Source organism: Kitasatospora sp. NBC_01246 (assembly GCF_036226505.1).
Classification (GTDB): domain Bacteria; phylum Actinomycetota; class Actinomycetes; order Streptomycetales; family Streptomycetaceae; genus Kitasatospora.
Genome location: NZ_CP108484.1, coordinates 2,695,419 through 2,716,472 on the forward strand (window position 1 = coordinate 2,695,419; position 21,054 = coordinate 2,716,472).

General features: G+C 71.2%; 19 protein-coding genes and 2 riboswitches. Of the genes, 8 read left to right on the forward strand and 11 right to left on the reverse strand.

The features are described 5' to 3' along the window. Positions 1-121: 121 nt before the first annotated feature. The 4 genes from OG618_RS11775 to OG618_RS11790 form a co-directional block, all read right to left on the reverse strand. Positions 122-1,276 carry a C40 family peptidase gene (locus tag OG618_RS11775; protein ID WP_329487300.1) on the reverse strand — a complete coding sequence of 385 codons (1,155 nt, stop codon included), beginning with the start codon at positions 1,274-1,276 and terminating at the stop codon, positions 122-124. 10 nt (positions 1,277-1,286) lie between these two features. Further along, positions 1,287-1,440, reverse strand: a riboswitch (cyclic di-AMP (ydaO/yuaA leader). A gap of 323 nt (positions 1,441-1,763) precedes the next feature. Next, the gene (locus tag OG618_RS11780) at positions 1,764-2,807 is read right to left on the reverse strand and encodes a C40 family peptidase (protein ID WP_329487301.1); all 1,044 of its coding nucleotides are present in this window, start codon (positions 2,805-2,807) and stop codon (positions 1,764-1,766) included. A gap of 212 nt (positions 2,808-3,019) precedes the next feature. Further along, entirely contained in the window at positions 3,020-4,564 is a 1,545-nt protein-coding gene (locus OG618_RS11785; protein WP_329487303.1) for an NYN domain-containing protein, read from the reverse strand. Between the two features lie 76 nt (positions 4,565-4,640). Then, positions 4,641-4,892: a hypothetical protein gene (locus OG618_RS11790; RefSeq protein WP_329487305.1), complete on the reverse strand. Its 252-nt coding sequence runs from the start codon at positions 4,890-4,892 to the stop codon at positions 4,641-4,643. 202 nt (positions 4,893-5,094) lie between these two features. On the opposite strand from OG618_RS11790, the gene OG618_RS11795 reads away from it, so the two are divergent. Together OG618_RS11795 and OG618_RS11800 are read left to right on the forward strand one after the other, a co-directional pair. Continuing rightward, complete coding sequence (locus tag OG618_RS11795; RefSeq protein WP_329487306.1) at positions 5,095-5,877, forward strand: rhomboid family intramembrane serine protease; 783 nt, start codon at positions 5,095-5,097, stop codon at positions 5,875-5,877. A 41-nt stretch (positions 5,878-5,918) separates the two neighbouring features. Next, positions 5,919-6,200: an Lrp/AsnC ligand binding domain-containing protein gene (locus OG618_RS11800; RefSeq protein ID WP_329487307.1), complete on the forward strand. Its 282-nt coding sequence runs from the start codon at positions 5,919-5,921 to the stop codon at positions 6,198-6,200. A gap of 10 nt (positions 6,201-6,210) precedes the next feature. On the opposite strand, the gene OG618_RS11805 is transcribed toward OG618_RS11800, so the two are convergent. The 3 genes from OG618_RS11805 to OG618_RS11815 all read right to left on the reverse strand — a co-directional run bounded on the left by OG618_RS11805 (position 6,211) and on the right by OG618_RS11815 (position 9,516). Continuing rightward, a complete protein-coding gene (locus OG618_RS11805) occupies positions 6,211-7,575 on the reverse strand; it encodes an aminotransferase class V-fold PLP-dependent enzyme (protein ID WP_329487308.1) in 1,365 nt (454 codons plus the stop codon). A gap of 51 nt (positions 7,576-7,626) precedes the next feature. Further along, a riboswitch (SAM riboswitch) is annotated at positions 7,627-7,744 on the reverse strand. Between the two features lie 147 nt (positions 7,745-7,891). Further along, on the reverse strand, positions 7,892-8,968 hold the full coding sequence (gene trpD / locus OG618_RS11810; protein WP_329487309.1) for an anthranilate phosphoribosyltransferase: 1,077 nt from the start codon (positions 8,966-8,968) through the stop codon (positions 7,892-7,894). A 122-nt stretch (positions 8,969-9,090) separates the two neighbouring features. Beyond that, positions 9,091-9,516, reverse strand: a complete 426-nt coding sequence (locus OG618_RS11815) for a hypothetical protein (RefSeq protein WP_329487310.1) — start codon at positions 9,514-9,516, stop codon at positions 9,091-9,093. Between the two features lie 395 nt (positions 9,517-9,911). Between OG618_RS11815 and ctaE the strand changes: the two genes are divergently transcribed. The 5 genes from ctaE to OG618_RS11840 all read left to right on the forward strand — a co-directional run bounded on the left by ctaE (position 9,912) and on the right by OG618_RS11840 (position 14,741). After that, positions 9,912-10,532 (forward strand): aa3-type cytochrome oxidase subunit III, encoded by a 621-nt coding sequence (ctaE, locus tag OG618_RS11820; RefSeq protein WP_073923280.1) that lies wholly within the window; start codon positions 9,912-9,914, stop codon positions 10,530-10,532. 187 nt (positions 10,533-10,719) lie between these two features. After that, positions 10,720-11,529, forward strand: a complete 810-nt coding sequence (qcrC, locus tag OG618_RS11825) for a cytochrome bc1 complex diheme cytochrome c subunit (protein ID WP_329487311.1) — start codon at positions 10,720-10,722, stop codon at positions 11,527-11,529. Next, positions 11,526-12,596 carry a cytochrome bc1 complex Rieske iron-sulfur subunit gene (qcrA, locus tag OG618_RS11830; RefSeq protein WP_380389855.1) on the forward strand — a complete coding sequence of 357 codons (1,071 nt, stop codon included), beginning with the start codon at positions 11,526-11,528 and terminating at the stop codon, positions 12,594-12,596. Before qcrC ends, qcrA begins: the two co-directional genes overlap by 4 nt. Next, on the forward strand, positions 12,593-14,254 hold the full coding sequence (gene qcrB / locus OG618_RS11835; RefSeq protein WP_329487313.1) for a cytochrome bc1 complex cytochrome b subunit: 1,662 nt from the start codon (positions 12,593-12,595) through the stop codon (positions 14,252-14,254). Before qcrA ends, qcrB begins: the two co-directional genes overlap by 4 nt. Positions 14,255-14,357: 103 nt before the next feature. Next, positions 14,358-14,741, forward strand: coding sequence for a GntR family transcriptional regulator (locus OG618_RS11840; RefSeq protein WP_329487314.1), 384 nt, complete (start codon positions 14,358-14,360; stop codon positions 14,739-14,741). Between the two features lie 28 nt (positions 14,742-14,769). On the opposite strand, the gene OG618_RS11845 is transcribed toward OG618_RS11840, so the two are convergent. The 4 genes from OG618_RS11845 to ctaC form a co-directional block, all read right to left on the reverse strand. Further along, on the reverse strand, positions 14,770-16,029 hold the full coding sequence (locus OG618_RS11845; RefSeq protein WP_329487315.1) for a L,D-transpeptidase: 1,260 nt from the start codon (positions 16,027-16,029) through the stop codon (positions 14,770-14,772). Between the two features lie 165 nt (positions 16,030-16,194). Further along, a complete protein-coding gene (locus OG618_RS11850) occupies positions 16,195-16,611 on the reverse strand; it encodes a cytochrome c oxidase subunit 4 (protein WP_329487316.1) in 417 nt (138 codons plus the stop codon). Beyond that, on the reverse strand, positions 16,611-18,386 hold the full coding sequence (gene ctaD / locus OG618_RS11855) for an aa3-type cytochrome oxidase subunit I (protein ID WP_380389849.1): 1,776 nt from the start codon (positions 18,384-18,386) through the stop codon (positions 16,611-16,613). The genes OG618_RS11850 and ctaD overlap by 1 nt, the downstream gene beginning before the upstream one ends. Then, positions 18,383-19,237, reverse strand: coding sequence for an aa3-type cytochrome oxidase subunit II (gene ctaC / locus OG618_RS11860; protein WP_329487317.1), 855 nt, complete (start codon positions 19,235-19,237; stop codon positions 18,383-18,385). Before ctaC ends, ctaD begins: the two co-directional genes overlap by 4 nt. A gap of 367 nt (positions 19,238-19,604) precedes the next feature. On the opposite strand from ctaC, the gene OG618_RS11865 reads away from it, so the two are divergent. Next, positions 19,605-21,044: a cysteine desulfurase/sulfurtransferase TusA family protein gene (locus OG618_RS11865; RefSeq protein WP_329487318.1), complete on the forward strand. Its 1,440-nt coding sequence runs from the start codon at positions 19,605-19,607 to the stop codon at positions 21,042-21,044. Positions 21,045-21,054: the final 10 nt, after the last annotated feature.

Genomic DNA, 21,054 nt, shown 5'->3' on the forward strand with positions numbered 1-21,054 from the left:
GTCCAAACCCCTCCCAACCCGAATATTTGACCCGCAATCGGACATCAGCACGGTCCGGCACGAAAGCCGCAGGCCCGGCCTCCCGCGAGGGGAGACCGGGCCTGTGGGAGCAGACGTCGGATCAGACGCGCACGATGGCCGAGATCGGCAGCATGCTGGCGGTCTCGTACCGGACGTTCGCGCCGGGCTTCGGCGCGTGGATGACCTGGCCGCCGCCGACGTAGAGCGCGACGTGGCTGCGGTCCGCACGGTAGATGATCAGGTCGCCGGGCTGGGCGTTGGCGATGTTGGTGCCCACGTTGGTGCCGGCGGTGGCCTGGGACTGCGAGGTGCGCGGCAGCGACACGTCCGCCTGGGCGTAGGCCCAGCTGGTCAGGCCGGAGCAGTCGAAGGAGCTCGGACCGGCCGCGCCGTAGACGTACGGGGCACCCAGCTTGCTCTCCGCGGCGGCGATCGCGGCGGCGGCGCGCGAGCCGTTGGCGGCGGGCGCGGACGGCGCGGCGGCCGCGGCGGCGGGCTTGGCGGCCGGCGACGACGGGGCGGGCAGCTGGTCGCGGGTGTTGTCGCGGGAGGCGCGGTCGGCGTCCGCCTTGGCCTTGGCCTCGGCCTTGGCGGCGTCCGCCTTGGCCTTCGCCTCGGCGGCGGCCTTCTCCTCGGCCGCGCGCATCGCCTGGCGCTCCTGCTCGGACAGCGAGTTGTACAGGTCCTGGGCCTTGGCCAGCTTGCCCTGGACCTCCTCCTTGGAGGCCTTCAGCTGCTGGGTGGTGGCTTCGAGCTCGCCGAGCTTGCCCTGGGCCTCGTTGCGGTCCTGGTCGAGCCTGCGCTGCTGCTCCTGGAGGTCCTTCAGCGCACCGGACTGCGTGCTGCCGGCCTGGTTGATGGCGCCGGCCTGGCTGAGGAAGCTGTCCGGGCTGGACGAGAGCATCAGCTGCACGGTCGGCGATATGCCGCCGTTGCGGTACTGCTCGCCGGCGATCTCGGCGAGACCGCCCTGGGCCTCGGTCACCGCGGCCTGCTGACGGGCCACCTTGTCCTGCAGCTCACCGACCTGCTTCTGCAGCTCCTGCTGCTTGGCCTGGGCGCCGTTGAGCTTCTCGGTGGCCTGCTCGGCCTGCTCGTTGAGCTGGTCGATCTGCTCCTTGACCTGATCCTTGGTCGGCGTCGGGTCGGCGTGGGCGCCGGACTGCGCGGAGAGCGCGACCGCCGCGGCGGCGACACCGGTCAGAATCGAGACCCGGGCGCGGCCGGCGGGCTTGGGACGACGATGGGACGCCACGAAGGCGGACTCCTTCTTCCTACGTCCGCCTACCGGGTGAGCTGACGGGTTCGGGCCGGAAGCGTGCCCTACGACGCCTCACCGACCGCACGACGGTCGACCTGGCGCCGATTCACCCCGGAGGAACATGGTTCCCCGGCTCCGTTCCACAGCGCCCCCGACTACTGGACTCCCCGACGGGCAGATGCTCTGCCCCGCTGCTTCACGAACTCGGCGGTAAACCTCCGCCGCCACCCCTGCTGGGTGATCGACTGTGCGGTGGTTCGAGGCATGACCCTAGTAACAGAACCGTGATCCGTTCAAATCCTTGTCAGAAAAATGCCGGAAGAATATCCAAGTTCATTTGTGAATATGACCGGGTGTGATCACGCGCCCACATGGAGCTGATCGTTTGTCATGATGCGGCCGCAGACACCGACGCCACCCCCGGTTCCGGGGGTGGCGCGGATCACAGGGCCGGATCCCGGCCCGTGGGCATGTCGGTCCGTCAGACCCGGCGGATCGCGTTGATCGGCATCGCGTCGGCCTTCATCACCTTCACCACGTCACCGGTGTGCGGCGCGTGGACCACCATCCCGTTGCCGATGTACATCCCGACGTGGCTGCGGTCCGGGCGGTAGATGATGAGGTCGCCCGGCTGGGCGTCGGCCAGCGAGGCCACCTTCGAGCCGTAGTTGGCCTGCGCCTGCGAGGTGCGCGGCAGCGAGACGCCGGCCTTCGCGTACGACCAGACCATCAGACCGGAGCAGTCGAAGGAGTTCGGGCCGACCGCGCTCCAGACGTACGGCGAACCCTGCTTGCTCATCGCGTTGGCGACGGCCTGCCCGGCGAAGCCGCTGCCCTGCGGGAGGCTGCTCAGGTCGGTGCGCTCGCTGCCGCGCGAGGCCCGGTCGGCCTGCTGCTGGGCGGCCTTCAGCGCGGCCCGGTCGGCGGCGCTGAGCGAGTTCAGCAGGTCCTGGGCTTCCTTGAGCTTCTTGTTGACCTCGGCCTTGGACTGGTTCAGGTCCTTGGTCGTGCTGTCCAGCGAGGCGAGGACGGCGGCCGCCTCGGCCTTCTGCTGGTCCAGCCGGCGCTGCTGGTCCTGCAGGCCCTTGAGCGCCTCGGTCTGGCTGGAGCTGGCCTGCTGGACGCTGGCGGCCTTGTCCAGGTAGCCGGACGGGTCGGAGGCGAGCATCAGCTGGACGGACGGGTCGATGCCGCCGGTCCGGTACTGCTCGGCCGCCACCTCGGCCAGCCCGCCCTGAAGCTGGGTCATCTGGTCCTGGCCGCGAGCCACCTGGTCCTGGAGCTGGTCCGCCTGCTTGCGCAGCTGGTCCGCCCGCTCCTTGGCACCGTTGAACTTCTCGGTGGCCTGCTCGGCCTCCTCCTGCAGCTGGTCGACCTGCGCCTTCACGTCCTCCTTCTTGGGGGACGGGCTGGGCGCGGCGTGGGCGCTGACCTGGGCCGAGAGGGCGACCGCGGTCGCAGCGGCAGCGGTCAGCACGGTGACCCGTGCACGGCTCGACTGCTTGGGACGGCGGTGGGTGGCCAAGTGACCGGCTCCTTCTTCCAACGGACTCACCCGAACGAGTGAGAATCCGGAAAATAGGTTTGACGCCAGACCCTAGTGAAGATCCACGCTTTGCGCCACTCCCCCGATGGCGTGAACTCCCGCCCCCCGCCATGACTTCACGGGATCCACACATCCCCGCAAACCGGGCGCTGACCAGGCGTCATCTCCTGCCGGCCGGCCCCCGGCCGAGGTCAGGGCCGGGCCAGTCGGTTCAGCAGCAGCACCGAGGCTACAGGGCGCGCGCCCGCCTTCCGCACGCCCTCCGCGACCTCCCGGTCGGTGGAGACCACCACCACCGGCCGGCCCTGCGGCTCGGCCCGCACCAGGCGGCGGATCAGTTCGTCGGCGGTCTCCCCGGTCCGGCTGAACCGCACCCGGACCCCGCGCGGCGGCGCCAGGATCACCGGCACGTCGAGGTCCTGGCCGTCGAACACGCAGGTCACCTCCGCCTGCGTGCGCTGGGCCAGCATCGCCAGCCCGCCCAGCAGCCGGATCCGCTGCTGCTCCAGCGGGAGCGCCGGGTAGCCGGTCTTGGTCACGTTGTAGCCGTCCACCACCAGGTGGACCTGCGGGATCGCCAGCAGCTGGTCCAGCAGCGCCGGGTCGTCCTCGGCCAGCCCGCGCCGCGCCACGTCGTGCGGCGAGGCCGAACCCGGCACCACCGCCTCGACCAGGTCGGCCGGGCGGATCTGGGAGACCGGCAGGGCCAGCTCCCGCTGGAGCCCCTGCGCCGACTGCAGCACGGTGTCCAGCAGCAGCCGCAGCCGCATGTCCTCGACGCTGCGCCCCTCGCGGGCCGAACGGCGGCCCTGCTCGGCGGCGTTCTCCAGCTCGGAGATCCGGTGCCGCAGCCGCCGCGCCTCGCTCTCGGCGGCGCCGCGCTCGACGCCCGTCTGCGCCTTCAGGGCCTCCAGCTCCCCGGTGACCCGGCGCGTCTCGGCCTGGGCCCGCCGGGTGTCGCTCTCCAGCGAACGCACCTTCTTGCGCAGCGACTCCACCTCCTTGCGGACGTCCTCCGACTCGGCCCGCTGCCGGTCCAGGTCCGCCCGGGCGGCGGCGCGCACCTCGGCCAGCTCCGCCTGCAGCTTCTCGGCCAGCCGGGCCGCCTCGGCCGCCGCGCCCTCGGCGCCGGCCCGCTCGGCCTCCTCGCCGGCCTCGACGACCAGGCGGCTCCAGCCCGCCGACCGGACCAGGTAGGCGGCGGCCGCCACGTCCATCGGATCGGCGGCGCCCGGCACTGTGCCCGACTCCAGCGCCCGGACCAGGTCCGGCTGCCCGAGCCGCAGCCGCTCCGCTATCCGTACCCGGAACGCCGGCTCGGACTCCAGCGCCGCGGCGAGCGCGGTGGCGGCGTACTTGGCCCGGCGCGCCGGGGTGAACTTGGCGTACGGGCGCAGCGTCTGCGGCAGCTCCGCGACCGGCAGCCCCCCGAGCGCGTCGGCGGCGAGGCCCACCACACGCCGGCGCACCCCCTCGGGCAGCGGCCGGTCGAGCTTCTCGGCCGCGCGGGCTGCCGCCGGCTCCTCACCGCCGGAGCCGCCGGCCTCCTCGCCGTCGACCTCCTCGGCGGGGGCGCCGGTGCCGGGCGCGGCGGCCTCGACCGCGTCCGGCGCCTGCGCGTCCACAGCGGGCTGCCGCCCCTGCGGCCCGGCGGGCTCCTGCGCTGCGTCCACCACGTCCTCGGCTCCGATCCTCGCCAGCGGGGTACGGCCGTCGGCCGTACCCCTGGTCGTCACGCTCCGTGCGCTCTGTCTGTATTGTCCCGCGCGGCGGACGGCAGTGCCGCGCACCGTCCACCGCGCGGGGCGGGCATCAAGCCTGCTCGGCGGCCTCGGCGCCCGGACGGGCCACCAGTTCGACCTGGTCCACCGCGTTGCACCAGCGGCAGCGCACCGACTCGATGGTCTCGCTGTGCACCTCGGTCTCCTCCACCTTGGACTCGCCGGCCAGGTCGAAGTGCAGGAACTCGGTCACCCGGGCGGTACGGGTGACGTCGAAGCGGGTCAGGTTGCCGCACAGGGTGCAGCGCCAACGCGTCTCTGCGGTCAGGGCGGGGACGGTCATCGGGGGTCCTCTCGGGTGGTCCCTGGGTGGGCTCAGGCGCTCCCCCCGGAGCCCCGGCATCGGCGGCGGGAGGCGGGATTGCCCGCCCCAAGCCTATTGCCTGGGGCAACCACCCCGGCCACCGGTCACGGCGATCGCGGGGGTGCTCCACCTGCCGTACAGCGCGGTGTCGCCCGGGCCGGACGGAGGGATGCTTGGTCGCATGGCGATCCCGGTCCTCGACCACACCGGCGCGCGGGACGGCCCCCCGGCCGCGCCCGTCCCGGCCGTCAGCTACGCGCTGATCGCGCTGAACGTGCTGGTCTTCCTGCTCGGCCCGGCGGCCGGGCTCAACCCGCTGTACGGCCGCGGGCAGGACCGGGTCTGCGCGGAGCAGCGGTACGAGCAGCGCTGGGGCGCCGTCCCGGCCGAACTGCTGGCCGGACGGCCGCTGAGCGCCGAACAGGTGGCCGAGGCCCCCGACCCGGTGCCGGGCTGCCCGGCCGCCCCGACCCCCGGCAAGCACCCGGCGATGTCCGTCCTCAGCGGGCTCTTCGTCCACGCCGGCTGGCTGCACCTGCTGGGCAACCTGCTCTTCCTCCAGGTCTTCGGCCCCACCGTGGAGGCCCGCTTCGGCCGGGCCCGGTTCGCGCTCTTCTACCTGGCGGCAGGCTCGCTGGCCACCTACGGCTTCGCGCTGGCCGAGGCGCACTCGGCGGACTACACCCGGGTCCTGATCGGCGCCTCGGGGGCGATCGCCGGCGTGCTCGGCGCCTACCTGAGGCTGCACCCGCGGGCCCGGGTGACCACGCTCGTCCCGCTGCTGCTCTTCCTGCCCCTGCGGTTCCCGGCCTGGCTGGTGCTCGGCCTCTGGTTCGCGCTCCAGTGGTGGTCGGTGCACTCGGCGGGGCCGGGCGTCGCCTACCTGGTCCACGTGATCGGCTTCTCGGCGGGGTTCCTGTACGCCTGCACGCTGGCCACCCGCCCCTCGCGACGGCCCCGCTGACGCCCGATACCCTGGCGGCACCTCACAAAGGAGCCCGAACAGTGATCACCGCCATCGTCCTGATCAAGACCAGCGTCGACCGCATCCCGGAGATCGCCGAGGCGATCGCGGCCATCGAGGGCGTCAGCGAGGTCTACTCGGTCACCGGCGGCTACGACCTGGTGGCGATGGTGCGGGTGCGCCGGCACGACGACCTGGCCGAGGTGATCCCCGGCCGGCTGAACAAGGTCCCGGGCGTGGCCCACACCGAGACCCAGATCGCCTTCCGCACCTACTCCCAGCACGACCTGGAGACCGCCTTCGCGCTCGGCCTGGGCGAGTAGCCTCCCCCGTTCAGCCCTCGCGCCGGGTGTCCGCGACGCAGCGGCCGCCCTCGTTGCGGTAGTTCCAGGCCGCGCCGTCCGTGACCAGCTCGCGGACGGCGGTCAGGAACCGGTCGATGTGCTCGTCCGGGGTACCCGCGCCGAAGCTGACCCGGATCGCGTTCAGGCTGCGCTCCCCCGGCAGCGACGCCTCCGGCGCACCGCACTCGGACGGCGCCACGTCCTCGTCGCCGAGCAGGGTGCGCACCAGCGGGTGCGCGCAGAACAGGCCGTCGCGCACCCCGATGCCGTACTCGGCGGAGAGCGCGGCCGAGAAGTGCGAGCTGTTCCAGCCCTGGACGACGAAGGAGAGCACGCCCACCCGGGCCGAGTCCGCGCCGAACAGGTTCAGCACCCGCACCTGCGGGACCTCCGCCAGCCCGGCCTTCAGCCGGGCGATCAGCTGCCGCTCGCGGGCCTCCAGCGCGTCGAAGCCCGCCTCGGTCAGGGCCCGGCAGGCCGAGGCGATGGAGTAGACGCCGATCACGTTCGGCGAGCCGGCCTCGTGCCGGGCCGGGCCGGTGTGCCACTGCACGGCCACCGAGCCGTCGGCCTCCCGGGCGACCGTGCGGGTGGCGCCGCCGCCGGCCAGGTACGGCTCGGCCGCGTCCAGCCAGTCGGCCCGGCCGGCCAGCACCCCGGCGCCGAACGGCGCGTAGATCTTGTGGCCCGAGAAGGCGATCCAGTCCACGCCCAGCTCGCGCACCGAGACCCGGTGGTGCGGGGCGAGCTGCGCGGCGTCCAGCACCACCCGGGCGCCGTGCCGGTGGGCGGTCTCGGTGAGCTCGGCGACCGGCCAGAGCTCGCCGGTGACGTTCGAGGCGCCGGTGACGCAGAGCAGCTTGGGGCCCTCGGGGGCCTCGGCCAGCGCGGCGTCCAGCGCGGCGACGGCCTCGGCGTGCGAGCGCGGGGCGCGCAGGTAGGTGACGCTCAGCCCGGCGTGGCGCCAGGGCAGCAGCGAGGCGTGGTGCTCGGTCTCGAAGGCGAAGACCCGGGTGCCGGCCGGGACGGCGCCCGCCAGCAGGTTCAGCGAGTCGGTGGTGGCCCGGGTGAAGACCACCTGGTCGCCCTCGCGCAGGTCGAGGAAGTCCGCGACGGTGCGGCGGCTCTGCTCGAAGAGGTCGGTGGAGAGCTGGGAGAGGTAGCCGGCGCCCCGGTGCACGCTGCCGTAGTAGGGGGCGTAGGCGGCGACGTCGTCCCAGACCCGCTGCAGCGCCGGGGAGCTGGCGGCGTAGTCGAGCGCGGCGTAGGTGACCTTGTCACCGTTGACCAGCGGGACCTCGACGTCGTGGCCGAGGACGGGGAGCGGGGCGCAGATCTCGGTGGCGACGGACATGGGGGTGCACTCCTTCGACGGGTAAGGACCCCGGAGGTGCGTGTCAGCCGGCGTCCGCGCTTGTCACGCGGACGGTTCGCCGCGAGACCCGGTCCTCACCCAGGGCACCCCGCCACGGACGGAGGGTTGCCGGACAGCCAGCTGGGGCTTGACGCTGTCACTCATGACCTGGCGAAGACTCTAGGTCGCGTCCGTCGAGTGGTCAAACAGGGGTCCGCCATCCGGACAGCGGTCCACCGCCGGGGCCCGGCGACGCCACCGCCGGACGTGCGAAGGGCCCGCGGGGAGGCATCCCCCCGCGGGCCCGACCGCCGCTTCACACCCGGGTGGTGGCCTCGGACCAGCGCCGCAGCAGATCCTGCGCGGCGCCCGAGTCGATGGCCGCCGCGGCCCGCTCCATTCCGGCCGCCAGCTGCTCGGCGAGCGGCGCGTCGGTGAGGTCCAGCGCCACCAGCGCCGTCGCCGTGTTCATCAGGACGGCGTCCCGCACCGCCCCGCGCTCCCCGGCCAGCAGCCGGCGCGCGACGTCCGCGTTGAACGCCGGGTCCCCGCCGCGAAGCGCCTCGATGCCCACCAGCTGGACGCCGACGTCGCGCGGATCGAAGGAGGTCTCGGTGACCTCGCCGTCGCGCACGATCCAGACCCGGGAGGTGGTGGTGACGGTCAGCTCGTCCAGGCCGTCGTCGCCGCGGAAGACCAGCGCGGTGGACCCCCGGCGGGCCAGCACCCCGGCGATCAGCGAGGCCAGCCGGGTGTCGAAGCAGCCGATCGCGTGGGCGGTGACCTTGGCCGGGTTGGTCAGCGGGCCGAGGGTGTTGAAGGCGGTCGGCACCCCGAGGCCGCTGCGGGCCGGGGCGGTGTGCCGCATCGCGGGGTGGAACCTGGCCGCGAAGCAGAAGGTCAGTCCGACCTCCTCGGCCACCTCGGCGACCCGCCGGGCCGAGAGGTCCAGATTGACGCCGAGCTTCTCCAGCACGTCCGAGGAGCCGCTCGCCGAGGAGGCCGCCCGGTTGCCGTGCTTGACCACCTTGGCACCGGCCGCCGCGGCGACGATCGCCGACATGGTCGAGATGTTGACGGTCTTCGCCCGGTCGCCGCCGGTGCCCACGATGTCGACCGCCGGGCCGGGGATGGAGAGCGGTTCGGCGTGCGCGTACATCGAGTCCACCAGGCCGACGATCTCGTCCACCGTCTCGCCCTTGGCCCGCAGGGCGACCATGAAGCCGGCCATCTGCACCGCGGAGGCCTCGCCGCTCATGATCCGGTCCATCGCCCAGGCGGTGTCCGCCCGGTCGAGGTCCTCGCCCCGCAGCAGCGCCGACAGGATGTCCGGCCAGGTGCGGACCACCTGCACGGGGTCCTTGCCGCCGTTCGCAGGGTTCACGTTCACCATGGCTGACTCCAGCTCTTGTCGGTTCCCCGAGGGGTTCTCCGTAAGGATGGAGCCAGCCTATCGAGCGGCGGGACGCCTCCGCCCCGCCGTCGCCTTCACTTCTCTCCCACTGAGACGCGGTCCTACCGGGCGGCCGGGGCCCGCTTCGCCAGCCGGGCCCGGAGCAGCGTGGCGGCCGCCTCGGCCAGCGCCACCGGGTCCACCGGGTGGGAGATGGCCGCGTCGGCCCGGCTCCAGGCGGCCAGCCAGGAGTCCTGCGGCCGGCCGATCACCACCAGCACCGGCGGGCAGCCGTAGATCTCGTCCTTCAACTGCCGGGCGAGCCCGAGGCCGCCGGCCGGGACCGCCTCGCCGTCCAGCACGCAGAGGTCCACGCCCCCCTTCTCCAGTGCCTTCAGCACCGCGGGGGTCGTCGCGCACTCCAGGTAGGTCAGCTCCGGCAGATCCTCCGCGGGCCGGCGGCCCAGGGCCGTCAGCACCTGCTCGCGGGTGTTGCGGTCGTGGCTGTAGACGAGAACGGTCAGCGTCTCGTCGGTGGTGTACGCCATGGGCCCTGCTCCCTCAAGTGTGATCCGGACCACGTTCGTCTCAACCCGGATGCTACTCCCGATCACCGCCCGCCGAGCCACTCCCGCACGATCCGTCTCAAGCCGCCGCGCCCACGACTCACCCGCCCGGAGGACAGGCCGTCACCCCCGCAGTCGCGGTCCACCCGTACGGCCGACCCGAGGGCCTTTCCCTTACTCCCGGCGGACCCCGAAGGAGTGGAGCGACACGCTGGGCATCAGGGTCGAAGATGCCTTCGAAGAACCGTCAGAAAAGGGACACGCCCCTGCTCAGCCGCCATCCGGGCGTCCCGGCGGGCCCCACCGGGGCATACCGCACGCACCGGACACTCCGAGGGACACCCCCCGGCGTGAAGACGGAATAAGGGACCGACATAATGTCCGTCGTGGCGACAGCAACAGCAGTAGAAACCGGGCACGCGCACGGATCGGTCAACCGGCCGAACATGGTCAGCGTCGGAACGATCGTCTGGCTCAGTTCCGAGTTGATGTTCTTCGCGGCCCTCTTCGCGATGTACTTCACGCTCCGCTCCGTCAAGGGAGCCGAGTTCTGGAGCGAGAAGGCGCACGCCCTCAACGTGCCCTTCTCCTCGGTCAACACCACGATCCTGGTGCTCTCCTCTCTCACCTGCCAGCTCGGCGTGTTCGCTGCCGAGCGCGGGGACGTGAAGAAGCTCCGCTCGTGGTTCGTCATCACCTTCGTGATGGGCGCGATCTTCATCGGCGGCCAGATCTTCGAGTACACCGAGCTGGTCAAGAAGGACGGCCTCTCGCTGTCCTCCGACCCGTACGGCACGGTGTTCTACCTGACCACCGGCTTCCACGGTATGCACGTGACGGGTGGTCTGATCGCCTTCCTGCTGGTCCTCGGACGGACGTACGCAGCCAAGCGCTTCACGCACGAGCAGGCCACCGCCGCCATCGTGGTGTCGTACTACTGGCACTTCGTCGACGTCGTGTGGATCGGCCTGTTCGCGACCATCTACCTGATCAAGTAACCAGCTGATCAGGTCGCTGGCCACCGGCTCCGGGTCCCGCCCTCACCGGCGACGGCCCGATTTGCCGGTGCCTACGCTCCCAACCGACCGACCGCGCGCGCAGCCCTAGACAGGCAGCCTCGTGCCGGCCAGACCGGCCGCCGGGTGCACCCACCAGTCGACCAGATCCTGACACCGGGGTTATTCCGTGAAAAAGCTCTCCGCACGACGGCGCCACCCATTGGCGGCGCTGGTCGTCCTACTTCTCGCCCTGGCGGCAACCGGGGGGCTGTACGCCGCGTTCGCGCCCGCCGACAAGGCGCAGGCCGACGTCGCCGCGCAGTCGCTCGCGATCGATGAGGGCAAGAAGCTCTTCGCCGTGGGCTGCTCCTCCTGCCACGGCCTGAACGGCCAGGGCAGCAGCGACGGTCCGAGCCTGGTCGGCGTCGGCTCAGCCGCGGTCGACTTCCAGGTCGGCACCGGCCGCATGCCGGCCCAGCAGCCCGGCGCCCAGGTGCCGAGCAAGAAGAACATCTACTCGCAGGCGGAGATCGACCAGCTCGCCGCCTTCGTGGCTTCGCTCGGCCCCGGCCCGGTCATCCCGACCGAGGAGCAGTACACCTCGACCAACCCCGAGGACCTCTCCAAGGGTGGCGAGCTGTTCCGCACCAACTGCGCCCAGTGCCACAACTTCGCCGGCCAGGGCGGTGCCCTGACCCAGGGCAAGTACGCCCCGTCGCTGGAGGGAGTGGACGCCAAGCACATCTACGAGGCCATGCAGACCGGCCCGCAGAACATGCCGTCGTTCCCGGACACCACCATGCCCGAGGAGCAGAAGAAGCAGATCGTGGCCTTCGTCCGCCACACCACCAACGATGAGCCGAACCCCGGCGGTCTCACGCTCGGCAGCCTCGGTCCGGTGACCGAGGGCCTGTTCGGCTGGATCTTCGGTCTCGGCACGCTCATCGCGGTCGCGATCTGGGTCGCCGCCCACACCACCAAGGCCAAGAAGTCATGAGCCACGACATGTCAGAAGAGAAGCTCCCGGAGTCACACGGCTCCGCCGGACACCACGAGGTGGCCGCCCACGGCGATCCGTTCGCCGACCCGGGCCTGCCGGCCCACCAACCGCGTCGCACCGACATCGACGAGCGGGCCGCCCAGCGGGCCGAGCGCCAGGTCTCGCTGATGTTCGTGGTCTCGATGCTCGCCACCGTGGGCTTCATCGCCTCCTACGTGGCCATCGACCCGGACAAGATCGTCTACATCTTCCCGCTGGGCCACGTCAGCGCGCTGAACTTCGCGCTGGGCATGACCCTGGGCGTCGCGCTGTTCTGCATCGGCGCGGGTGCGGTCCACTGGGCCCGCACCCTGATGTCGGACCACGAGATCCCGGCCGAGCGTCACCCGATCGAGGCCGACGACGAGGTCCGCGCGGACGTCATCGAGCAGTTCAGGACCGGCGCCGCCGAGTCCGGCTTCGGCCGCCGCAAGATGATCCGCAACACCCTCATCGGTTCGATGGCCCTGGTGCCGCTGTCCGGCGTCGTGCTGCTGCGCGACCTGGGCCCGCTGCCCGAGGACAAGCTGGAGCACACCGGCTGGCGCGAGGCCACCGATGTGAAGCCGCTGCAGCTGATCAACATGAACACCAACCAGCCGATGAAGGCCGAGGACGTCATCGTCGGCTCGCTGACCTTCGCCATGCCGGAGGGTCTCAGCACGCACGACGAGGACTTCCAGCAGCAGATCGCCAAGGACGCCCTGATGCTGGTGCGCATCGCACCGGAGGACATCAAGGACACCGAGTCCCGGGAGAAGGGCTTCGAGGGCATCCTCGCCTACTCCAAGATCTGCACCCACGTCGGCTGCCCGATCAGCCTGTACGAGCAGCAGACCCACCACGCGCTCTGCCCCTGCCACCAGTCGACCTTCGACCTGGCGGACGGCGCGCGCGTCATCTTCGGCCCGGCCGGCCACCCGCTGCCGCAGCTGAAGATCACCACTGACGAGAAGGGCTTCCTGGTCGCCACCGGCGACTTCGACGAGCCCGTCGGCCCGAGCTACTGGGAGCGTGCTCGATGAGTAGCGCGAGCAGCACCACCTCCGGTGCCGCCAAGCCCGCCGGCAGCACGCGTGCCAAGCCCGCCAACAAGTGGGAGCAGGCTGCTGACTGGACGGACGGCCGGCTGGGGATCTACTCCCTCGCCAAGGCCAACCTGCGGAAGATCTTCCCGGACCACTGGTCCTTCATGCTGGGCGAGATCTGCCTCTACACCTTCGTCATCATCATCCTGACGGGCGTGTACCTGACGCTGTTCTTCAAGCCCAGCATGGGCGAGGTCATCTACGACGGCTCGTACATCCCGCTCAAGGGCATCCCGATGTCCGAGGCGTACGCGTCGACGGTGGACATCAGCTTCGAGGTCCGCGGCGGCCTGCTGGTCCGCCAGATCCACCACTGGGCCGCGCTGGTCTTCGTGGCCGCGATGCTCGTGCACATGATGCGCGTGTTCTTCACCGGCGCGTTCCGCAAGCCGCGTGAGATCAACTGGGTCTTCGGCTTCCTGCTGCTGGTCCTGGGCATGTTCGACGGCTTCTTCGGCTACTCGCTGCCCGACGACCTGCTCTCGGGCACCGGTATCCGCTTCATGGAAGGCGCGATCCTCGCCGTCCCGCTGGTGGGCACCTACATCCAGATGTTCCTGTTCGGCGGCGAGTTCCCCGGCCACGACATCGTGCCGCGGTTCTTCACCATCCACGTGCTGCTGATCCCCGGCATCATGCTCGGCCTGCTGGTCGCGCACCTGATCCTGGTCTTCTACCACAAGCACACCCAGTGGGCGGGCCCGGGCAAGACCGAGAAGAACGTCGTCGGCATGCCGCTGATGCCGGTCTACATGGCCAAGGCCGGTGGCTTCTTCTTCCTGGTCTTCGGTCTCATCGCCGCCGTCTCGGCGATCGCCACGATCAACCCGATCTGGGCGTACGGCCCGTACCGCCCCGACCAGGTGTCCACGGACGCCCAGCCGGACTGGTACATGGGCTTCTCCGAGGGCCTGATCCGCGTCATGCCGGGCTGGGAGATCGGCCTGTGGGGCCACACCCTGAACCTGGGTGTCTTCGTCCCGCTGATGATCTTCCCGCTGGTCCTGGTCGCGATCGCGGTCTACCCGTTCATCGAGTCCTGGGTCACCGGCGACAAGCGCGAGCACCACATCCTGGACCGCCCGCGCAACGCGCCGGTCCGCACCGCGCTGGGCGCCGCCTGGATCAGCCTGTACCTGGTGCTGCTGGTCGGTGGTGGCAACGACCTGTTCGCCACCCACCTGCACCTGTCGATCAACGACATCACGTACTTCGTCCGCGTGGGCTTCTTCGTGGTGCCGGTGCTGACCTTCATCGCCACCAAGCGCTGGTGCCTCGGCCTCCAGCGCCGGGACAAGGAGAAGGTGCTGCACGGCCGCGAGACGGGCGTCATCAAGCGCCTGCCGCACGGCGAGTTCATCGAGGTGCACGCCCAGCTGCCGCAGGCCGACCTGCACAAGCTCACCTCGCACGAGCAGCCGCCCGTGTTCGAGCTGCCGGCCGAGACGGACGAGAACGGCGTGGCCGCCAAGGCCGGGCTGATCCCCCGTACCCGGGCGAAGCTCTCCCGCGGCTTCTACGGCGAGGGCAGCCGGATCCCGAAGCCGACCGCCGAGGAGCACCACGAGATCACCAGCGGCCACGGCCACCACTGATCCCGTACGCATCCCCCGCGTCACCCCCGAGGGCCGCCGACCAGAGTTCTTCCTGGTCGGCGGCCCTCGGGCTTTCCCGTCCGCCCCACCGTCTGGAGCCCCCGTGGAGCTGTCCGTCGACCCCGCCGCCGCCACGCCCCCGTACGAGCAGATCCGGGAGCAGATCGCCGAGCGCGCCCGCACCGGTGACCTGCCGACCGGGCTGCGGCTGCCCACCGTCCGGGCCCTGGCCGAGCAGCTCGGGCTGGCGGCCGGGACGGTGGCGCGGGCCTACCGCGAGCTGGAGACCGACGGGGTGGTGGAGACGCACGGCCGGCGCGGCACCCTGATCGCCGCCACCGGGGACACCGCGCACCGGCTGGCCGCCGCCGCGGCCACCGAGTACGCCGAACGGGTCCGGCGGCTCGGCGTGCCGGAGGCGGACGCCCTGGCGGCCGTGGCGACGGCGCTGCGGCTGGCCCACCGGGAGCCCGGCCGGGAGGGCTGAGCGGCCCGGGCCGGGGCCGGGAGGGGCGTCAGAGCTCCGGGCGGATCATCCCGGTGGCGGGGGCCCGGGAGGCCGGCGGCGTGGTGCTGACGGGCTGTCCGAGGGCGCTGTGCTTGACCCAGTCGGTCCAGGCGATGTTCCAGTCCCCGAAGCCGTTGCCGAACGACTCCATGCTCGGACCCTGGCTGTTGACCACCGTGACCAGGTCGCCGATCCGGGTGTTCTGGTAGAACCACTTCGCGTTCTCGGTGCTCATGCCGGTACAGCCGTGGCTGACGTTCGCCACCCCCTGCGAGCCCACCGACCAGGGCGCGGCGTGCACGTACTCGCCGCTCCAGGTCACCCGGGTGGCCCACTCGACGTTGAGGTCGTAGGCCTCCGAGCTGCCGGCGGCTATGCCGATCGTCTCGCCGCTCATCCGCACCTGGCGCTCCTGTCCGAGCACCACCTTGACGCCGTTGCGGGTGTCGAAGCCGGGCTTGCCGGTGGTCACGGGTATCGTCCGGACCACCTCGCCGCCGCGCGTCAGGGTGAGCTCGTGGGTGGCGGCGTCCACCACCGACTCCACCCGCTCGCCGATCCGCAGGGCCAGCGCGGCGCGGTCGCCGCCGTAGAGGCCGTCCGCGATCCGGCTGCCGGTGCCGTCGTAGACCAGGCTGACGGTGGTGCCGGTCGGCCAGTACTCCTCCGGCCGGAAGTGCAGGTTCTTGTCGTCCACCCAGTACCAGCCGCCGGTGACGGCGGGCTGCGAGGTGACGGTCAGGGCGCGCTCGACCTCCTGGCGGGCCTGCGGGTCCTTCACCGCCTCCGAGAGCTGGACGGTGAGCGGCTGGCCGACGCCGTAGAGGCCGGTGCCGGAGGAGTCCGGGCCGAGCTTGGCGGTGAGCAGGCGCTGGCCCGCCACCGTGCTGAAGCCGGCGGTGGTCTCGCCGCGACCGCCCTTGCCGTCGTCGGCGGCGATCCTGACGGTGTAGGCGGTGGCCGCCTTGAGACGCCCGGTGGTCTGCCAGCTGAGCTGGTCCGCCGAGAGCTGTCCGGCCACCACCCGGCCGTCCGGACCGACCACCGTGACGTCGGTGAGCCGGCTGCCGGGTACCGCCGTCACCGTCACCGGCTGGGACGGATCCACCGTCCCGGTCGCCGAGAGGTGCACCAGCGGGGCCGCGTCGACCCGGTGGACGGCGCCCGGGGCGTCGTCCTCACCGGACGAGCAGGCGGCCAGTGGGGCCAGTACGACGAGAGCCAGCGAGATGCTGCCGATACCTGCGGTTCCGCGCCTGTCGGCCATGACCGCCTCCGAGGGTTCGCACGATTGATCAGATCGTAGGAACGTGAAGCGGCGGAGCGACATCCGAGCGACCCCCCGTTCGCCCAGGGGGGTGAGGCCGTCACTCCGGGGACGCAAAAGGGCCGGGCATCCTTTGCGGAATGCCCGGCCCTGTGCGAGGGAGACCTACTGGTTCTGGTTCTCGCCCCGGTAGAACTCGAAGACCCAGCCGAACAGGCCGATCAGGATGATCGGGATCGACCAGTACAGCAGCCACCAACCGAAGATCACGCCCATGAACGCGAGCGCGCCACCGATCGCCAGCGAGAGCGGCTGCCAGCTGTGCGGGGCGAAGAAGCCCAGCTCGCCGGCGTCGTCCGCGACCTCGGCCTCGGGGTTGTCACCAGCGCCGCTGTCCACCCGGCGGGCGGTGAAGGCGAGGTAGTACCCGATGAAGGCGCAGAGGGCGAAGGCGAGGAACAGCGCGGTGGTACCGGCGGCCTCCACCCCGAGGTCGGAGTGGTTGGTCCAGACGCCGTAGGTGATCGCCATCGCGAGCGTGAAGACCGCGAGGCCCAGGAAGATCTTGCCCTGTTCCTTCATCAGGCGTCGCCTTCCTTCTTGCCCTTGCCCAGCTGCGGGACGTCGTACTTGGCCGGGGTCACACCGGCGAGGTGCTTGGCCGGCTCACCGTGGTTCTCCAGGTAGTCCAGCGCGGCGATCTCCGGGTAGTGGAGGTCGAAGGCCGGCGATTCGGAGCGGATCCGGGGCAGCGTGAGGAAGTTGTGCCGCGGCGGCGGGCAGGAGGTCGCCCACTCCAGCGAGCGGCCGTAGCCCCACGGGTCGTCCACCTCGACCTTCTCGCCGTACTTGGCCGTCTTCCAGACGTTGTACAGGAACGGCAGGATCGACAGGCCGAGCAGGAACGATCCGATGGTCGAGACGGTGTTCAGCGTGGTGAAGCCGTCCGCGGCCAGGTAGTCGGCGTAGCGGCGGGGCATGCCCTCCGCGCCGAGCCAGTGCTGCACCAGGAAGGTGGTGTGGAAGCCGATGAAGAGCGTCCAGAAGGTCATCTTGCCGAGGCGCTCGTCCAGCATCTTGCCGGTCATCTTCGGCCACCAGAAGTGGAAGCCGGCGAACATCGCGAAGACGACGGTGCCGAAGACCACGTAGTGGAAGTGGGCGACGACGAAGTACGAGTCCGAGACGTGGAAGTCGATCGGCGGGGAGGCGAGCAGGACACCCGTCAGACCACCGAAGAGGAAGGTGACCAGGAAGCCGACCGTCCAGAGCATCGGGGTCTCGAAGCTCAGCGAGCCCTTCCACATGGTGCCGACCCAGTTGAAGAACTTCACACCGGTCGGGACAGCGATCAGGAAGGTCATGAAGGAGAAGAACGGCAGCAGCACTTGGCCGGTGACGTACATGTGGTGGGCCCACACCGTCACGGACAGACCGGCGATCGCGATGGTGGCCGCGATCAGGCCGGAGTAGCCGAACATCGGCTTGCGGCTGAAGACCGGGATGATCTCCGACACGATGCCGAAGAACGGCAGCGCGATGATGTACACCTCGGGGTGGCCGAAGAACCAGAAGAGGTGCTGCCAGAGCAGCGCCCCGCCGTTGGCCGGGTCGAAGACGTGTGCCCCGAATTTGCGGTCCGCCTCCAGGGCGAACAGCGCGGCGGCCAGGACCGGGAAGGCCAGCAGGACCAGCACGGCGGTCAGCAGGACGTTCCAGACGAAGATCGACATCCGGAACATCGTCATGCCGGGCGCGCGCATGCAGATGATCGTGGTGATGAAGTTGACCGCACCGAGGATGGTGCCGAAGCCGGAGAAGGCCAGGCCCATGATCCACATGTCGGCGCCGATGCCCGGCGAGCGGACGGCGTCCGACAGCGGGGAGTAGGCGAACCAGCCGAAGTCGGCCGCACCCTGCGGGGTGACGAAGCCGGCCACCGCGATGGTCGAGCCGAACAGGTACAGCCAGTACGCGAACATGTTCAGACGCGGGAACGCCACGTCCGGGGCGCCGATCTGGAGCGGCATGATCCAGTTCGCGAAGCCGGCGAAGAGCGGCGTCGCGAACATCAGCAGCATGATCGTGCCGTGCATCGTGAACGCCTGGTTGAACTGCTCGTTCGACAGGATCTGGGTCCCGGGACGAGCCAGCTCGGCGCGCATGACCAGGGCGAGGATGCCACCGATCAGGAAGAAGGCGAACGACGTGCCCAGGTAGAGCGTGCCGATCGTCTTGTGGTCAGTGGTGGTCAGCCACTTGATGATGGTCGAACCCGGCTTCCGGGTCCGCTGCGCCCCGACCGTGACGGCCCCGGCGCCCCCGCCGGCCGCGGCGGGCTCGTTGAGGATGGTCACTTCTCTTCACTTCCCATGGTCGTGATGCCGGAGGGCACCGCGCCGGTCTGGCCCTTGGCCCGGAGGTCCGCCAGGTGCTTGTCGTACTCCGCGCGGTCGACGACCTTCACGTTGAAGAGCATGCGCGAGTGGTCGACGCCGCAGAGCTCGGCGCACTTGCCCATGTACGTGCCCTTGACGGTCGGGGTGACCTCGAACTTGTTCACCACACCCGGGACGACGTCCATCTTCATCATGAAGTTGACGGGCCAGAAGTCGTGGATGACGTCACGAGAGGTCAGCCGGAACTGGACCGACTCGTTGACCGGCAGGTACAGGGTCGGCACCTCCTTGGGGGTGCCCACGTCGTACGCGGCGTCCTTGTTGGCCGGGTCGGGGTTCTCGGTGTTCTCGTAGTTGAACGCCCAGCTCCACTGGAAGCCGACCACGTTGACCGTGTGCTGCGGCTTCTCGGAGACGGAGATCAGCCTCGACTCGTCGCGGGCGACGAAGTAGAAGAGAACCGACACGATGATGATGGGGACCGCGGTGTAGAGCGCCTCGATGGGCACGTTGTACCGGGTCTGCGGAGGGACCTGCACACCGGTGCGGCTGCGCCGGTGGAAGATCACGCTCCAGATGATCAGACCCCACATCAGTACGCCGACCACCAGCGCCGCGATCCAGGACCCCTGCCACATGTGGAGGACCAGCGGCCCTTCCTCGGTGACGGGGCTCGGGAGGCCAAGCCTGGGGAGGTCGTTGGCCGAGCAGCCGGTGGCGGTCGCGATGACGAGGCCCAGTGCCAGCGCCTGAGGCAGCTTCCGCCGCATCGTGCGCCGCGGCGAGCGGTCGGAGCCGTTGGGACTCACGTAGCGCCTTCCCGAAGTCTCGCCCGCCTTCGCGTCGCCCCGCGGAGGTTTGTGAGCCTCCCCGGCGACCCGTCCACGGGCACGGTTTGAATGCTTATGCGGGCCAAACCCTACTCCAGCCTTATGCGCTGCTGACGGGCAGGTCCCGGTAACGCGCCGCCCGGTCGCCCGATCAGGCCCCGCAAGGGCTGCGCCGCAGGTCATCGTAGGCATTAGAGGTCCGTACGCCCGATCGGGGGATGACCTCGAACAACGTGGGTGACGGCCCGTCGGACGAGGACGAATCGGACATTCGGGTTGATCGTCTGACGGTCGGTGAGCGTGGCCGACGGCCGGAACGCGACCGGGAGTGTCGTTAAATGTGACCGTGTACTTCGATGTGGCGTCCACGGCCCCGCTCCACCCCGTCGCGCGGCAGGCGCTGACCGCCGCGCTGGACGAGGGGTGGGCCGATCCGGCCCGGCTCTACCGCTCCGGGCGGCAGGCCCGGATGCTGCTGGACGCCGCCCGCGAGACGGTCGCCGAGGTGCTCGGCGCCCGGACCGACGAGATCTCCTTCACCACCAGTGGGACCCAGGCCGTCCAGACGGGCATGCTCGGCGCGCTGGCGGGCCACCGGCGCCGGGGCGCGCACCTGGTGCACTCCGCGGTGGAGCACTCCAGCGTGCTGCACACCGCCGAGCGCTGGGAGCACTCCCGGCCGGGGGCCGGCGGCGAGGTGGGCGTGGTACCGGTCGACCGGTACGGGCGGGTGTCGCCGGAGGGGTTCGCGGCGGCGCTGCGGCCGGACACCGCGCTGGCCGTGCTCCAGTCGGCCAACCACGAGGTGGGCACGGTGCAGCCGGTGGCCGAGGTGGCCGAGGTCTGCGGTGACGTCCCGCTGCTGGTGGACGCCGCGCAGAGCGCCGGGCGGGTGGACGTCCCGGGCGGCTGGTCGCTGCTGACGGCCAGTGCGCACAAGTGGGGCGGCCCGGCCGGGGTCGGCGTCCTGGCGGTGCGCAAGGGGGTCCGGTACGCCTCGCCGCTGCCGGCCGACGAGCGCGAGGGCGGCCGGGTGCCGGGCTTCGTGAACGTCCCGGCGATCGTGGCCGCGGCCGCCTCGCTCCGGGCGGTGCGGGCCGAGGCCGAGCGGGAGAACGCCCGGCTGCACGCGCTGGTCGAGCGGATCCGGGCCCGGGTGCCGCGGTCGGTGCCCGAGGTCGAGGTGGTCGGCGATCCGGTGCGACGGCTGCCGCACCTCGTCACCTTCTCCTGCTTGTACGTCGACGGCGAGGTGCTGCTGACCGAGCTGGACCGGGCCGGCTTCGCGGTCTCCTCCGGTTCGTCCTGCACCTCCTCCACCCTGACGCCGAGCCATGTGCTGGCGGCGATGGGCGTGCTCACCGAGGGGAACGTCCGGGTCTCGCTGCCGTTCGGCGCGGCCGAAGCCGACGTCGAGCGGTTCCTCACGGTGCTGCCGGAGCTGGTGGCCCGGGTCCGCGCCCCGCTCGGGCTGGACCTGGCGCTGCCCGGGCCGGCCGGGGAGCCGGCGGGCGCCCCCGGGCCGGAGAGCGGCGCGCCGGCGACCGACGCGCTGGTGATCGACGCGCTGGGCAAGCGCTGCCCGCTGCCGGTGATCGAGCTCGCCAAGCGGATCGGCGAGGTGCCGGCGGGCGGGACGGTCGCGGTGCTGGCCGACGACGAGGCGGCCCGGCTGGACGTCCCGGCCTGGTGCGGCATGCGCGGCCAGGAGTACCTGGGCGAGGCCCCGGCCGCCGACTTCGGCGGTGACCGGGGCTCGGCCTACCTGGTCCGGCGCACCGCCTGAGCGGGTACGC